This window comes from Burkholderia sp. L-4 (genome assembly GCF_056856535.1).
The window spans coordinates 223544-238372 of the sequence record NZ_JBXEOX010000003.1; the positions used below are offsets into that span (position 1 = coordinate 223544).

13 protein-coding genes are annotated in these 14829 nt (G+C 68.5%); 10 read left to right on the forward strand and 3 right to left on the reverse strand.

Going from position 1 to position 14829, the window contains the following annotated elements:
- Positions 1-348: 348 nt before the first annotated feature.
- The 6 genes from AC1VVG_RS31560 (at position 349) to hutC (ending at position 5871) form a co-directional block, all read left to right on the forward strand.
- Positions 349-1209 (forward strand): transporter substrate-binding domain-containing protein, encoded by an 861-nt coding sequence (locus AC1VVG_RS31560; RefSeq protein ID WP_049035238.1) that lies wholly within the window; start codon positions 349-351, stop codon positions 1207-1209.
- Positions 1210-1294: 85 nt separating this feature from the next.
- Positions 1295-2017 carry an ABC transporter permease gene (locus AC1VVG_RS31565; protein ID WP_482837406.1) on the forward strand — a complete coding sequence of 241 codons (723 nt, stop codon included), beginning with the start codon at positions 1295-1297 and terminating at the stop codon, positions 2015-2017.
- A 12-nt stretch (positions 2018-2029) separates the two neighbouring features.
- Positions 2030-2773 (forward strand): ABC transporter permease, encoded by a 744-nt coding sequence (locus tag AC1VVG_RS31570; RefSeq protein ID WP_034191852.1) that lies wholly within the window; start codon positions 2030-2032, stop codon positions 2771-2773.
- A gap of 27 nt (positions 2774-2800) precedes the next feature.
- Positions 2801-3592, forward strand: a complete 792-nt coding sequence (locus tag AC1VVG_RS31575) for an ABC transporter ATP-binding protein (RefSeq protein ID WP_059562514.1) — start codon at positions 2801-2803, stop codon at positions 3590-3592.
- Between the two features lie 7 nt (positions 3593-3599).
- Entirely contained in the window at positions 3600-5093 is a 1494-nt protein-coding gene (locus AC1VVG_RS31580) for an HAL/PAL/TAL family ammonia-lyase (RefSeq protein ID WP_482837407.1), read from the forward strand.
- 49 nt (positions 5094-5142) lie between these two features.
- Complete coding sequence (hutC, locus tag AC1VVG_RS31585; RefSeq protein ID WP_482837408.1) at positions 5143-5871, forward strand: histidine utilization repressor; 729 nt, start codon at positions 5143-5145, stop codon at positions 5869-5871.
- Between the two features lie 166 nt (positions 5872-6037).
- Here the strand turns inward: hutC and AC1VVG_RS31590 are convergent, their stop codons facing one another.
- Positions 6038-7084: a DNA topoisomerase IB gene (locus tag AC1VVG_RS31590; RefSeq protein WP_051701119.1), complete on the reverse strand. Its 1047-nt coding sequence runs from the start codon at positions 7082-7084 to the stop codon at positions 6038-6040.
- 490 nt (positions 7085-7574) lie between these two features.
- On the opposite strand from AC1VVG_RS31590, the gene AC1VVG_RS31595 reads away from it, so the two are divergent.
- From AC1VVG_RS31595 to yjfF, 4 genes are all read left to right on the forward strand, one after another.
- Positions 7575-8537, forward strand: a complete 963-nt coding sequence (locus AC1VVG_RS31595) for an ABC transporter substrate-binding protein (RefSeq protein ID WP_482837409.1) — start codon at positions 7575-7577, stop codon at positions 8535-8537.
- A 74-nt stretch (positions 8538-8611) separates the two neighbouring features.
- Positions 8612-10126 carry a sugar ABC transporter ATP-binding protein gene (locus AC1VVG_RS31600; RefSeq protein WP_124608709.1) on the forward strand — a complete coding sequence of 505 codons (1515 nt, stop codon included), beginning with the start codon at positions 8612-8614 and terminating at the stop codon, positions 10124-10126.
- Complete coding sequence (locus AC1VVG_RS31605) at positions 10123-11163, forward strand: ABC transporter permease (RefSeq protein WP_049029265.1); 1041 nt, start codon at positions 10123-10125, stop codon at positions 11161-11163. Before AC1VVG_RS31600 ends, AC1VVG_RS31605 begins: the two co-directional genes overlap by 4 nt.
- Positions 11160-12248: a galactofuranose ABC transporter, permease protein YjfF gene (gene yjfF, locus AC1VVG_RS31610; protein WP_200086730.1), complete on the forward strand. Its 1089-nt coding sequence runs from the start codon at positions 11160-11162 to the stop codon at positions 12246-12248. Before AC1VVG_RS31605 ends, yjfF begins: the two co-directional genes overlap by 4 nt.
- 59 nt (positions 12249-12307) lie before the next feature.
- Here yjfF and AC1VVG_RS31615 read toward each other — a convergent pair whose 3' ends face one another.
- Both AC1VVG_RS31615 and AC1VVG_RS31620 read right to left on the reverse strand, forming a co-directional pair.
- Positions 12308-13396, reverse strand: a complete 1089-nt coding sequence (locus AC1VVG_RS31615; protein WP_175026818.1) for an aldose epimerase family protein — start codon at positions 13394-13396, stop codon at positions 12308-12310.
- A gap of 27 nt (positions 13397-13423) precedes the next feature.
- Positions 13424-14617: a XylR family transcriptional regulator gene (locus AC1VVG_RS31620; protein WP_124608713.1), complete on the reverse strand. Its 1194-nt coding sequence runs from the start codon at positions 14615-14617 to the stop codon at positions 13424-13426.
- Positions 14618-14829: the final 212 nt, after the last annotated feature.

Below are 14829 nucleotides of genomic sequence, written 5' to 3' on the forward strand. Positions count from 1 at the left end.
TCGACGCGTGACGTCAGCCCCGGCGACCCGCTGCTTTCAATCGCGCGCGCATGGCGAATCGGATCGACGGAAATGGCTCGTCGCGCGGCAGCCGCGATGCCGATCGAATCCGGAATTTGTCTAGTCATCCTTGCGATTGATCTGCACGAACTGCACCAAACCCGTGCCCGAATTCTCTTCGATGGGGCACGTGAAAGCCTTGAAATTAGGGGATTTCCCGCGTTTCCCCGGTTTTTTTTGATCATCGCTTGTATCGCCGTTTTTCTTCTTGCATGCTTGTATAGACAAATTCCTGAGGCGGCTTGCTGCACCGAAGGGATGGCGAACTTCAACGCAAGGAGAAATCTCGTGAACGGCAAGCGCATCAACTGGGCACTCAGGACGATCGGCATCATCGCGGCCGCGGCGGCAACGCTCGCGGCTCCCGTGCAGGCCAAGGAATGGAAAACGGTGACGGTCGCGCTCGAAGGCGGCTACGCACCCTGGAACCTCACGCTGCCCGGCGGCAAGCTGGGCGGTTTCGAACCGGAGCTGCTCGCCAACGTGTGCGAACGGATCAAGGTGCAGTGCAATATGGTCGCGCAGGACTGGGACGGGATGATCCCCGGCCTGCAGGCCGGCAAGTTCGATATCCTGATGGATGCGATTTCCATCACGCCGGACCGCGAAAAGATCCTGCTGTTCTCGCGTCCGTACGCGGCGACGCCCGCGACGTTCGCCGTCACCGACACCAAGATCCTGCCGAAGGCCGCGCCCGGCGCGCCGATCGTCAAGCTGACGGGCGACGCCAACGCGGACAAGCCCACCGTCGACGCGCTGCGCAAGCAGCTGAAGGGCAAGACGATCGGCATCCAGTCGGGCACCGTCTACACGAAATTCATCAACGACAGCTTCAAGGACATCGCGTCGATTCGCGTGTACAAGACCTCCCCCGAGCGCGATCTCGACCTCGTCGCCGGGCGCATCGACGCATCGTTCGACGACGTCACGTACTACGCGGCGAACAACGCGAAGAAGGACAACGCGTCGATCGTGCTCGCGGGCCCGAAGCTCGGCGGGCCGATCTGGGGGCCGGGCGAAGGGCTTGCGTTCCGCAAGCAGGATGCCGACCTGAAGACGAAGTTCGATACGGCGATCGGCGCGGCGCTCGCGGACGGCACGGTGAAGAAGCTCGCCGACAAGTGGTTCAAGACCGACGTCACGCCGTAAGCGCGCATTGGGCCGCCGCCGCGTAAGCGACACGCGCGGCGGCCGGCATCCTGCCGATTCACTCAACGCTTGCCGGGAGGCACGCATGGCGATTATTGAAATGCTCGGCTTCGGAACCGAAGGCTGGGGCGGCGTGCTGCTGCTCGCCGCGCTGATGACGGTGGCGCTGACGCTCGCCGCGCTCGCGGTCGGCGCGGTGATCGGCGCGGCGATCGCGGCGGCCAAGCTGTCGCGCTACCGCAGCGCCCGGCTGCTCGGCGACCTGTACACGACGGTATTTCGCGGCGTGCCCGAACTGCTCGTCATCTATCTGTTCTACTTCGGCGGCTCGACGCTCGTCACGGCCGTCGGCCAGTGGTTCGGCGCGGAAGGATTCATCGGCGTGCCGCCGTTCGTGATCGGCGCGCTCGCGGTCGGGATGATTTCGGGCGCCTACCAGGCGGAGGTCTATCGCGCGGCGGTGCTCGCAGTGTCGAAGGGTGAGCTCGAGGCGGCACGCTCGATCGGCATGCCCCGCAGCATGGTGCTGCGCCGCATCCTGGTTCCGCAGGTGCTGCGCTTCGCGCTGCCCGGTATCGGCAACGTATGGCAATTGAGCCTGAAGGACTCGGCGCTGATCTCGGTCACCGGCCTGGCCGAGCTGCTGCGCACGAGCCAGATCGCCGCCAATTCGACCCACCAGTACTTCGTGTTCTTCGTCGCGGGCGGTGCGCTGTACCTGCTGATGACGGGCTTGTCGAACCGCGTGTTCAACCGGGCGGAAGCGATCGTCGGCCGGTCGTTCCGCCGCAATTTCGCGCGCAACTGACGGAGAACGCGCATGTCCATCGATTTCGGCTTTCTCCTCGATACGCTGCGCCAGCTGCTCGCGGCCGTGCCGACCACGCTCGGGCTGTTCTTCGCGTCGCTCGTGCTCGGCGGCCTGCTGTCGCTCGTGATCGTCACGATGCGCGTGTCGCCGCACTGGCTGCCGAACCGTTTTGCGCGCGCGTACATCCTGGTGTTTCGCGGCTCGCCGCTGCTGATCCAGATGTTTCTCGTGTATTACGGGCTCGGCCAGTTCGGCGTGATCCGCGAGAGCTTCATGTGGCCGCTGCTGCGCGAACCTTATGTCTGCGCGGTCCTGTCGCTCGCGCTGTGCACGGCCGGCTACACGGCCGAGATCCTGCGCGGCGGGCTGATGGCCGTGCCGGTCGGGCAGATCGAAGCCGGTTACTCGATCGGTCTGTCCGGTTTCGCGCTGTTGCGGCGCGTGATCGGCCCGATCGCGCTGCGCCAGTGCCTGCCCGCGTATTCGACCGAGGCCGTGCTGCTCGTCAAGTCGACCGCGCTCGCGAGCCTCGTCACCGTGTGGGAGGTGACGGGCGTCGCGCAGCAGATCATTCAGCAAACCTATCGGACGACCGAAGTGTTCGTTTGCGCCGCCGTCATCTATCTGGGCCTGAACTTCATCGTCGTGCGCCTGCTCGGCGCGCTCGAATGGCGGCTCTCGGCGCACCTGCGTGCGCCGAAGCCGTCCAGTGCGCCCGCGTCGGCCCGCAATGCCCGGCGCGTCGCCTCCTGAGCGCGCCATTCCTTCCTGGAGAATTCGATGAACACCGCTGCTCCCGTTGCGCTGTCGGTCAAGAACATCCACAAGTCGTTCGGCGATCATCATGTGCTGAAGGGCATTTCGCTCGACGCGCATGAGGGCGACGTCATCTCGATCCTCGGCGCGAGCGGATCGGGCAAGAGCACGTTCCTGCGCTGCCTGAACCTGCTCGAGACCCCCGACGACGGCTCCGTCGCGCTCGCGGGCGAGGAACTGGCGATGAAGCGCGCGCGCGACGGCAAGCTGCACCCGAGCGACCGCCGCCAGGTCGACCGGATCCGTTCGCAGCTCGGCATGGTGTTCCAGAACTTCAACCTGTGGTCGCACATGACGGTGCTCGACAACCTCGTCGAAGGGCCGCTGCGCGTGCAAAAGCGCAGCCGCGCCGAAGCGGTCGAGGAGGCCGAGGCGCTGCTGGCGCGCGTCGGCCTCGCGGACAAGCGCGGCTACTATCCTGCCCACCTGTCGGGCGGGCAGCAGCAGCGCGTCGCGATCGCCCGCGCGCTCGCGATGCATCCGAAAGTAATGCTGTTCGACGAACCGACGTCGGCACTCGACCCCGAGCTGGTCGGCGAGGTGCTGCGCGTGATGCGCTCGCTCGCGGAAGAGGGCCGCACGATGCTGGTCGTCACGCATGAAATGGGTTTTGCGCGGCACGTGTCGAATCGCGTGATGTTCCTGCATCAGGGCGAGGTCGACACGGACGGGACGCCCGACGCGGTCTTCGGCGGCCAGACCTCCGAGCGCTTCCGGCAATTCGTGTCGAGCCACCACGACCGCACCACCAACTGAGGCCGTCATGACCGTATTCCGCGCGGCACGGCCGCTCGACTGGCGCCAGGTTGCGGCGGTGGCGGCAGGCGCGCCGCTGGCATTGACCGACGACGCCCGCGCGCGCGTCGTCGCCGCTCGCAAACTCGTCGACGAAATCGTCGCGCGCGGCATTCGCGCGTACGGCGTCAACACGGGGGTCGGCGCGCTGTGCAACGTGATCGTATCGCCGGCCCAGCAGAGCGAGCTGTCGCGCAATATCCTGATGAGCCACGCGGTGGGCGTCGGCGTGCCGCTCGGCGCGGCGGAAACGCGCGCGATCATCGCGGCGGCGATCAACAATTACGTGCACGGGTATTCGGGCGTGCGGGTCGACGTCGTCGAGCAGCTCGTCGCATTGCTCGAGCACGATTGCCTGCCCGAAGTGCCGGCGCACGGGTCGGTCGGCTACCTGACCCATATGGCGCACGTCGCGCTCGTCTGCATCGGTCACGGTCATGCGCGCCATCGCGGCGAGCGCATGTGCGGCGACGAGGCGCTGCGCCGTATCGGTCGCGAGCCGCTCGTCCTCGGCGCGAAGGAAGGGTTGAGCCTCGTCAACGGCACACCGTGCGTCACCGGCCTGGCCGCGCTCGCCCTCGCGCGCGCGGAACGGTTGCTCGACTGGGCCGACTGGATCGCGTCGATGAGCTTCGAGAACCTCGGCGGGCAACTCGCGTCATTCGATCCGGCGTCGCTCGCGCTGCGGATTTCGCCGGGCATCGGGCAGGTCGGGGCGCGCTTGCGTGCGCTGCTGGCGGGCAGCGGGATGCTGTGCGCGGCGAGCGGCCGGCATACGCAGGATCCGCTCAGCCTGCGCACGATTCCGCACGTGCATGGCGCGGCGCGCGACGTGTTCGCCGTGACGGCGGAGGTGGTCGATCGCGAGCTCGCGTCCGTCACCGACAATCCGATCGTCGCCGGCACGCGGGAGGCACCCGTCGCGCATTCGCAGGCCCATGCGGTCGGTGCGGGTATCGCGCTCGCGATGGACAGCCTCGCGGCCGCGATGGCCCAGGTCGCGGCGATCGCCGAGCGACGTCTCGACCGGCTCGTGAATCCGCTCGTCAGCGGGCTGCCGGCGTTTCTCGCGACGCCGGGCGGCAGTTGCTCCGGTTTCATGATCGCGCAGTACACGGCGGTCGCGCTGGTCGCGCAGAACCAGCGGCTCGCGGCGCCGGCGAGCCTCGACGGCGGTATCACGTCGGGGCTGCAGGAAGATCACCTGTGTCATGCGACGCCGGCCGCGCTGAAGGCGCTCGACATCATCGAGAATACGACGCGCGTGCTCGCGATCGAGCTGCTGGCCGCCGCGCAGGCATACGACCTGCAATCGGGCGAAACGGGGCGGGCCGCGTCGACCGATGCGTTGTGGCGGCAGGTGCGCGAGCGCGTGCCGGCGTATCACGACGACCGGCCGCTCGCGGACGATATCGCGATCGCGGCAGGCATCGTCGCGGGCGTGCCGCCGTCGTTGCAGTGACGATGACCGGGCGCGGCGAATCATCCAATTTTCATTCGGTCGAGGGCGCATGAACGAAACGGAACGCGAACTTTCCGCCCGGCCGGCGCGTGCACTGCCGGCCTATCAGCAGATCAAGCGCTACGTGGTCGAACGGATCGCGAAGGGCGACTGGAAGCCCGGCGGCGCGATTCCCACCGAGGCCGAACTGGTCAAGGAATTCGGCGTGGCCCGGATGACGGTGTCGCGCGCGCTGCGCGAACTGACGGCCGAACGCGTGCTGACCCGCATCCAGGGAGCCGGCACGTTCGTCGAACGCCGGCATTACGAATCGACGGTGCTCGAAATCCGCAACATCGCGGACGAGATCGCGGAGCGGGGCCATCGGCACAGCGCGCGGGTGCTGCTGATCGAGCGCAGCGTCGACCCGAAAGCGATCGATGCGCTCGGGCTGCGGTCGGGGCCGGTGTTTCACTCGCGCATCGTGCATTTCGAGGAAGACGAGCCGATCCAGTTCGAGGATCGCTACGTCAATCCGGTCTTGTTTCCCGACTATCTCGAGCAGGATTTCACGCTCGAGACGCCGAATCACTACATGGTGCGACTGGCACCGATCCAGCGTGCCGAGTTCAGGATCTACGCGGAGAAGCCCAATGCGCAGGTGCGTCGGCACCTCGTGATGGAAATCGGCGAGCCGTGCCTGTTGCTGCGGCGTCGCACCTGGGTGGGCGATCACGTCGCGACGTCGGTGCAGCTTTGGCATCCGGCATCGCGGTTTCATCTGGCGGGCCGCGTCTAGGGGCGGCCGGGCTGGCATGCAGCGGCGTCGTGCGGGCCTGTGGTGTGAACGAGTTCGGGGAAACGGGCAGATCCGGCTGTCGGTCATGCGCCCGGAACCCGGTTGAAGACGACACGGGTTCCGGGCAGTGCCGGTCGCTAAACGGGCGGCGGCACGATGCGCACGGTCATTTCGCCGCGCGCCGGCCGACGGCGCCGAGCACCGCCACGAAGGCCGCTTCGTCCGCACGCAGGCCGCGCGGCGTCCGCTCGACCGCGAGCGCGGCGAGCGCACCCGCCTCGAAGGCGTCCAGCACGGCCGGATGGATGTAGCAGCGCCGGCACACGGCCGGCGTGTTGCGCAGCAGGTCCGCCACCGCGCGCACGGTCTCGACGATCTGCTTGCGCGCGTGCGTGATGCCGCGGTGCTCCACGCGCCGCAACAAGCCGAGTGCGTGCACGCTGCCGGCCCAGGTCCGGTAATCCTTCGCGGTGAAATCGGCGCCGCCGGCGTCACGCAGGTAGTCGTTCACGTCGGACGAGCCGACCGGATGGCGCGCGCCGTCGTCGTCCACGTACTGGAACAGCTCGTGACCGGGCAGCTCCGCGCAGCGCCGCACGATCCGCGCGACCCGCGCGTCGTCGACCGTCACGTCGTGTTCGATCCCGCTCTTGCCGGCGAAGCGCAGCCGCACCTGGCCGGGCTGGATCTTCAAATGGCGCTTGCGCAGCGTCGTCAGCCCGTACGAGCCGTTTTCCCGCGCGTATTCGGCGTTGCCGATCCGTGCGAGCGTGGTGTCGAGCAATCGGACGATCGTCGCGACGACCTTGTCGCGCGGCATGCCCGGCAACGCCAGATCACGCGCGACGCGCGCGCGGATGCGCGGCAGCGCCCGCGCGAAGGCGGCCATACGCGCGTACTTGTTCGCGTCCCGCGTCTCGCGCCACAGCGGGTGATAGCGATACTGCTTGCGCCCGCGCGCGTCGCGGCCGGTTGCCTGCAGATGTCCGCGCGGGTCCATGCAGATCCATACGTCGGTGTACGCGGGTGGAATCGCAAGCGCGTCGATGCGGGCGATTTCGTCGGCGTCGCGAACCCGCGCACCGTCAGGTCCGTAATAGGCAAAGCCGTGGCGGAGCCGCCGGCGCGTATAGCCGGGGCGACGGTCGTCGACATGACGCAGGGGCCCGCCGGGCATGCGCGCATTCGGCCGCGATGTCGCGCGTTTCGTCATGCCGCGGCGCGTCGATCGACGCGTGTGCCGATCCGCGTATCGCCGGGCCGTGTTCCGGGCGGACATCCTGCACGCATGTTCTGCTCCTGGTCGTTCGTCGGTTCGAGCCCCGGGGAGCAAGAATCGTGCGCCGATCCCGGCCCGGCTGCGGCCGCGATACCACGCGTGCGAACGAACACACGATGACGAAGGCGGCATTCGGCGGATTCGCCGAACGGAACATGGCGTGGCGGGCGAGTGCGTCGCAAACGCGGCCAGGGCCGGCTGTAACGGGCGGGGCGTGCGTTTAGGTGTTTATACGTATGCCGATTCCGATATCGCCTCAATCCAATATTTCATTGGAAGGTTATCGGACTTGTTCCTAGACTGATGCGGGGCATGCAGACCGGGCCGGCCGAACGCGCCGGCCGGCACCGGCCCCGCACCGCGTTCGCGCCATGCAGAATCAGAACAGCGCCGCGGCAGACAATTACATCATCGGAGACGGACCATGACATTCATCAGGAAGCTGGCGGCCGGTGCGCTCATCGCCGCGGCGACGGTATGGGCGCCGGGCACGTTCGCCCAGCAGAAGCCGATCACGCTTGGGTTCTCGCAGGTCGGCGCGGAAAGCGCGTGGCGCACCGCGAACACCGTGTCGGTGAAGAGCGCGGCGAAGGACGCCGGCATCAACCTGAAATTCTCCGACGCGCAGCAGAAGCAGGAGAACCAGATTCGCGCGATTCGCTCGTTCATCGCGCAGAAGGTCGACGTGATCGCGTTCTCGCCGGTCGTCGAATCGGGCTGGGAGCCCGTGCTGACCGAAGCGAAGGCCGCGCACATCCCGGTGATCCTGACCGACCGCGCGGTCGACGTGAAGGATCCGTCGCTGTTCGTGACGATGATCGGCTCGGACTTCCTCGAGGAAGGGCGCCGCGCGGGCCACTGGATGGAAGAGCGCTACAAGAACGACCCGGGCCCGATCAACATCGTCGAGCTGCAGGGCACGGTCGGTTCCGCGCCGGCCAACGACCGGCGCGCGGGCCTGCTCGAAGTGATCAAGAACAATCCCAAATTCAAGGTGATCGCGTCGCAGAGCGGCGACTTCACGCTCGCCGGCGGCAAGCAGGTGATGGAAGCGTTCGCGAAGACCTACGGCAAGCAGATCAACGTCGTCTACGCACACAACGACGACATGGCGCTCGGCGCGATCCAGGCGATGGAGGAAGCCGGGATCAAGCCCGGCAAGGACGTGAGCGTCGTGTCGTTCGACGCGACGAAGGGCGGCTTCCAGGCGATGATCGCCGGCAAGATCAACGTCGACGTCGAATGCAGCCCGCTGCTCGGCCCGCAACTGATGAGCGCGGTGAAGGACGTCGTCGCCGGCAAGACGCTGCCCAAGCGCATCGTCACGAACGAGACCGTGTTCCCGATGAGCGTCGCCGCGCAGGTGATGCCGACCCGCAAGTACTGACCGGCCCGGCAGGTCCGGCTCGGGCCGCCGCATCGCGGCCGCCCGAGGATCGCAACCGCTTCGAGGGAGGCTGCATGGAGAGTCCGCCGGTGGTCGAGATGATCGGCATCGACAAGTCGTTTCCGGGCGTCAGCGCGCTGCAGCGCGTGAACTTCCGGCTGTTTCCGGGCGAGATCCACGCGCTGATGGGCCAGAACGGCGCGGGCAAGTCGACGCTGATCAACGTGCTCACCGGCGTGCATGCGCACGATGCAGGCGAGATTCGCGTCGGCGGCCGGCCGGTGCGCTTCGCCGCGCCGCGCGAGGCCGAGGCGGCCGGCATCCAGACGCTCTACCAGGAAGTGAACCTGTGCGCGAACCTGTCGGTCGCGGAGAACATCTTCGCGGGCCGGCAGCCGATGCGGCGCGGCGCGATCGACTGGAACGCGATCCATGCGCGCTCGCGCGCGGCGCTGGCCGAGCTCGACCTGTCGCTCGACGTCACGCGCTCGCTCGATGCGTATCCGATCGCCGTCCAGCAGATGGTCGCGATCGCGCGCGCCGTGTCCGTCGACGCGCGCGTGCTGATTCTCGATGAGCCGACGTCGAGCCTCGACGACGGCGAGGTCGCGCGGCTGTTCGACGTGCTGCGTCGGCTGAAGGCGTCGGGCATCGCGATCCTGTTCGTCACGCACTTTCTCGAGCAGACCTATGCGGTGTCCGACCGGATCACCGTGATGCGCAACGGCGAGCGCGAAGGCGAGTATCTGGCGCGGGACCTGCCGGTCGACGCGCTGGTCGCGAAGATGACCGGCCGCGAACGGATGTCCGACACGCTGCAGGCCGGCGCGGCGGCCGTCGAGCGCACGGCTGGCGGCGCCGCGCCGTTCCTGTCGATGCAGCAGGTTGGCCGGCGCGGGATGATGAGCGCGCTCGATCTCGACGTGCGCCCGGGCGAAATCGTCGGGCTGGCCGGCCTGCTCGGCTCGGGACGGACCGAAACCGCGCAACTGGCGTTTGCCGCCGAGCGTGCGGACACCGGCGCGATCGAGATCGACGGCGCGCGCACGCGGCTCGCGTCGCCGCACGATGCGGTCCGGCACGGCATCGCGTACTGTCCGGAGGATCGCAAGAAGGAGGGCATCGTCGCCGCGCTGTCGATCCGCGAGAACATCATTCTGGCGCTACAGGCGCGACGCGGCTGGTGGCGGCTGATCGGGCGCGCGCGGCAGCGCGAGATCGCCGAGACGTACATCGCCCGGCTCGGCATCAAGGCGCGCGACGCGGAGCAGCCGATCGGGCTGCTGTCGGGCGGCAACCAGCAGAAGGTGCTGCTCGCGCGCTGGCTCGCGACGGCCCCGAAGCTGCTGATCCTCGACGAGCCGACGCGCGGCATCGACGTCGCCGCGAAGTTCGACATCATGGAGCGCGTGCTCGCGTTGTGCGCGACCGGGCTCGCGATCCTGTTCATCTCGTCGGAGATCGGCGAGGTGGTGCGCGTGAGCCACCGGATCGCGGTGCTGCGCGACCGGCGCAAGGTCGCCGAACTGACCGGCGCCGACGCTTCCGAGGAGCAGGTGTACCGGCTGATCGCGGGAGGCCAGTCATGACGCGGCTGCGCACGCTGTTTCGTCATCCGCTCGCGTGGCCGGTGCTGACGCTCGTACTGCTGCTGGCGCTCGACGTCGCGTATCGTCCGGGTTTCCTGTCGATCGCGCTGCTCGACGGTCACCTGTTCGGCGCGCCGATCGACATCCTGAACCGCGCGGCGCCGCTCGTGCTCGTGTCGCTCGGCATGACGCTCGTGATCGCGACGCGCGGGATCGACATCTCGGTCGGTGCGATCGTCGCGATTGCCGGCGCGGCCGCGGCGATCGTGCTCGATGCGGACCCGTCGCGGGTCGGCCTGGCGCTCGCGGCCGCGCTCGGTGTCGGGCTGCTGGCCGGCGCGTGGAACGGGCTGCTCGTCGCGTTCGTCGGGATGCAGCCGATCATCGCGACGCTGATCCTGATGGTGGCCGGCCGCGGCGTCGCGCAACTGCTGACGGGCGGTCAGATCATCCCGATCGGCGCGCCGGGCTACCTCGCGCTGGGCGGCGGTTATCTCGCGACCGTGCCGTGCGCGGTGTGGATCGCGGCCGCGACGATCGCGGCGACCGCGCTGCTGGTGAACCGCACGGCGCTCGGGCTGTTCATTCGCGCGATCGGCGTGAACCCGGTCGCGACGCGGCTCGTCGGGCTGCGCTCGGGCGCGGTCGTGTTCGGCGTCTATCTGTGTTCGGGCGTGATGTCGGCGCTGGCCGGCATCCTCGCGAGCTCGAACGTGCGCAGTGCGGACGGCAACAACGCGGGCCTGCTGCTCGAACTCGACGCGATCCTCGCGGTGACGCTCGGCGGCACGTCGCTGCTCGGCGGCCGCTTCAGCCTCGCCGGCTCGGTGCTCGGCGCGCTGATCATCCAGACGCTCACCTACACGACCTATTCGATCGGCGTGCCGCCGGAGGCGACGCTCGTCGTCAAGGCGGTCGTCGTGATCGTCGTGACGCTGATCCAGTCGGACGCGGCGCGTGCGCTCGTCGTCCGGTTCGCGTCGCGACTGCTGCCTGCCGCGCGTTCGCGCGCCACCACCGGAGCGACGCCGCGATGAACCGATTCCTCGCACGGCTTGCCGATCCGCGCACGCTGCCGATCGTCGTGACGATCGTGCTGTTCGCCGCGCTGTTCGGCTTCGGGTCCGTGATGTACACGGGCTTCTTCTCGATGCAGGTGCTGACCGGGCTGCTCGTCGACAACGCATTCCTGCTGATCGTCGCGATCGGGATGACCTTCGTGATCGTGTCGGGCGGCATCGACCTGTCGGTCGGCTCGGTCGTTGCGCTGACAACGATCTTCTGCGCGGTCGGCGCCGAGCGGCTGCACTGGCCCGTGTGGGTGATCGTGCCGCTCGTGCTCGCGTTCGGCGCGCTGTACGGCGCGGCGATGGGCGCGCTGATCCATTACTTCCGTCTGCAGCCGTTCATCGTCACGCTGGCCGGGATGTTTCTCGCGCGCGGCGCGTGCTTCCTGATCACGACGCAGTCGATCACGATCAACGAACCGGTGTTCCATGCGATCGCGGGCATCAGCGTGCCGGTCGGCGGCGGGATGCTGAGCGCGGGCGCGCTGATCGCGCTCGCGACGCTGGCCGTCGCGATCTACGTCGCGCATTTCACGCGCTTCGGCCGCAACGTGTATGCGATCGGCGGCAACGAGCGCTCGGCGCTGCTGATGGGGCTGCCGGTCGCGCGCACGAAGATCGGCGTCTACGCGCTGAGCGGCTTCTGTTCGGCGCTCGGCGGCGTGGTGTTCACGCTGTACGTGCTGTCGGGTTACGGGCTGCAGGCGCAGGGGATGGAGCTCGACGCGATCGCCGCGACCGTGATCGGCGGCACGCTGCTGACGGGTGGCGTGGGCTACGTGATCGGCTCGGTGTTCGGCGTCGGCATCCTCGGCACGATCCAGGTGCTGATCACGTTCGACGGCACGTTGAGTTCGTGGTGGACGCGAATCGTGATCGGCGCGCTGCTGTGCGTGTTCTGCGTGCTGCAGCGCGTGATCGAGCGGCATGCGACGCGGCGGCGCACGGGCGGCACGGGGCTCGGTGCGCGGCCGGCCGATGCGGCGCCGGCGGCACGGCCGGCCGGGACGGGCGAGGATGCGGCGCTGGTATCGGCGACGATGCGGCGCGTGTAGCGGATCGCGCGACAACGCGTGCGGCGCGGCGGCTCGACAGGTCGACGCCGCGCGCCGCGTCATGCGCGAACGCCGACGCGGTATTGCGTGGTCTGCCGATAGACGGCGCCCGGTTGAACGATGACGTCGTCGCGCAGGTCGGCCATGTTGACCTGATCCGGAAAGCCGCCGGCCTCGACGCACAGCGCGGCGTGTCGCGCGCAGCGCGTGCCGCCGCTCACGCGCACGCCGTCCAGATAGTTGCCCGTATAGAGTTGCAGGCCGCGCTGATCGGTCGACACGATCAGCTCGCGGCCGCTTTCCGGATCGTAGATGGTCGCGACCGGCCTGACCGCGCGCGCGCCGTCGCGCAGCACGAAGCAGTGATCGAAACCGCGCGCCCGCGCGAGTTGCGCGTGCGGCCAGTCGAGGCGCGCGCCGAGCGGCGCGCTCTGCCGGAAGTCGAACGCCGTGCCGGTCACATCGGCGGTGCCGGTCGGGATCAGCGCGTCGTCGACTTCGAGGAACGCGTCCGCGTCGATGCTCAGCACGTGGCCGCGTACGTCGCTGCCCGCGCGGCCGCTGAGGTTGAAGTAGCTGTGATTCGTCAGGTTGAGCGGCGTGGGCGCGTCGGTGACGGCGGTGTAGTCGATCGTCAGCGTGCCGTCGTCGTCGAGCGCGTAGCGAACCTGCACGCTCACGTTGCCCGGAAAACCGGCGTCGCCTTCGGGCGAATCGAGCTGCAGCGTCAGCCCGCCGCCATCGTCGACGACCGCCCAGCGCTGGCGGTGAAAGCCGTTCGCGCCGCCGTGCAGCAGGTTGTCGCGCTCGTTGCGATCGAGCCGGTAGTCGACGCCGTCGAGCGTGAAGCGCGCGCCGGCGATCCGGTTCGCCCACCGGCCGATCGTCGCGCCGAGGTAGACGCCCGAATCGACGTATTCGGCGGGCGTGTCGTGCGCGAGCACGATATCGGCGAAGCGTCCGGCACGGTCGGGTGCGAGCCACGACACGACGGTCGCGCCGAGATCGCTGACGACCACGCGCATCCCGTGCGCGTTGCGCAGCGTATAGCGCCGCACCGCGTCGCCGTCGGGCAGCGTGCCCCACGGCTCGGCATGCACGCGTGCGGCGCCGGGCGCCCGGTGGAGAGAGTCGGTATCGATATGCATGGGCGGATTCGATGGGTAAAGGCGGCTTCAATGCGCGGCGATCGCGCGTTCCTGGTATTCGCGCGGCGTGCAGCCGAGTTCGCGCCGGAACACCGCGTACATGTACTGGAGCGACGTGAACCCGCAGCGGATCGCGACTTCGGCGCTCGACGCCTGCCGGCCGGCGAGCAGCGCCTGCGCCGCTTCGAGCTTGTGGCGCAGGATTTCCTGGTGCACGGTGCGCTGCAGTTCGCGCCGGAAGTGTTCCTCGAGCAGCGAGCGCGACACGCCGACGTAGTCGGCGACCTGCTCGGTCTTGATGCCCTGGCACGCGTACTGGCGGATGAAATGGCGTGCACGCATCACGTACGGGCTCGTGAGCGGCTGGTGGCGTGTCGATTCGAGCACGTTGATCCCGACGGGCGGCACGAGAATCCGCCGGTCGGGAAAACGCGCGCCGCGCAGCATCTGGTGCAGCAGGTGCGCGGCGGTCCGGCCCATTTCCTCGGTGCCCTGGATCACGGACGACAGCGGGATGCGCGTCAGCGTGCGGGTGAGCGGATCGTTGTCGATGCCGATGATCGCGACCTGTTCCGGCACCGCGAGGCCGGCGATCAGGCAGGCCTGCAGCAGGTGCCGCGCGCGCGCATCGGTCACCGCGATGATGCCGACGGGCTTCGGCAGCGCGTGCAGCCAGCCGATCAGCTGCTCGATCGCGTGGTTCCAGGCCGATGCGCTCGTCGACAGCCCGCGGTAGATCGGCGCGTCGAGCCCGTCCGCGCGCGCGAGCCGGTCGAACGCCAGCTCGCGCTGCTGCGCCCAGCGGTTCTGCTGCGCGACGGGCAGGCTGTACATCGCGAAGTGCGCGAGCCCGGCGCCGATCAGGTGCGTGTACGCGAGCGACACGAGCTTCGCGTTGTCGGTCGCGATATACGGCACGCCGTCCGGATACTGCGCCGGATCCTCGTAAGACGAGCCGAGCGCGACGATCGGCAGCGGCGAGCCGGCGAGCGCGTCGGCCACGGCCGGATCGTCGAAGTCGGCCATGATGCCGTCGCCGTCGAAGTGCTCGATGCCGGCGAGCCGGCAGCGGAAATCGTCTTCGAGGAACAGGTCCCACACCACGCGCGTCGAGCGCAGGTACTGGCCGATGCCGCTGATGATCTCGCGGTCGTAGACCTTGTTGGCGTTGAACAGCAGCGCGATGCGGTGCGGTGTCTGGCTGGAAGGGGCGCGGGTCATCTCGGTCTCGAAGCGCGCGCAGTGCGGGGCGTCGCGCCGTTGTCTCCGGGGGCGCGGGGCGTGCCGCGCGATGGTTGGGTGTTCGGCGATTGTAGGACGGAACGCATGCCGTGCGCAGCGTGCTGGCAAGAAACGTTAAGCGTACTGCGCAATTTCGCAATTGCGGGCGGGCAGGCGCACGGGCACGATCCAGCCAGATCGAATTCGGCCCG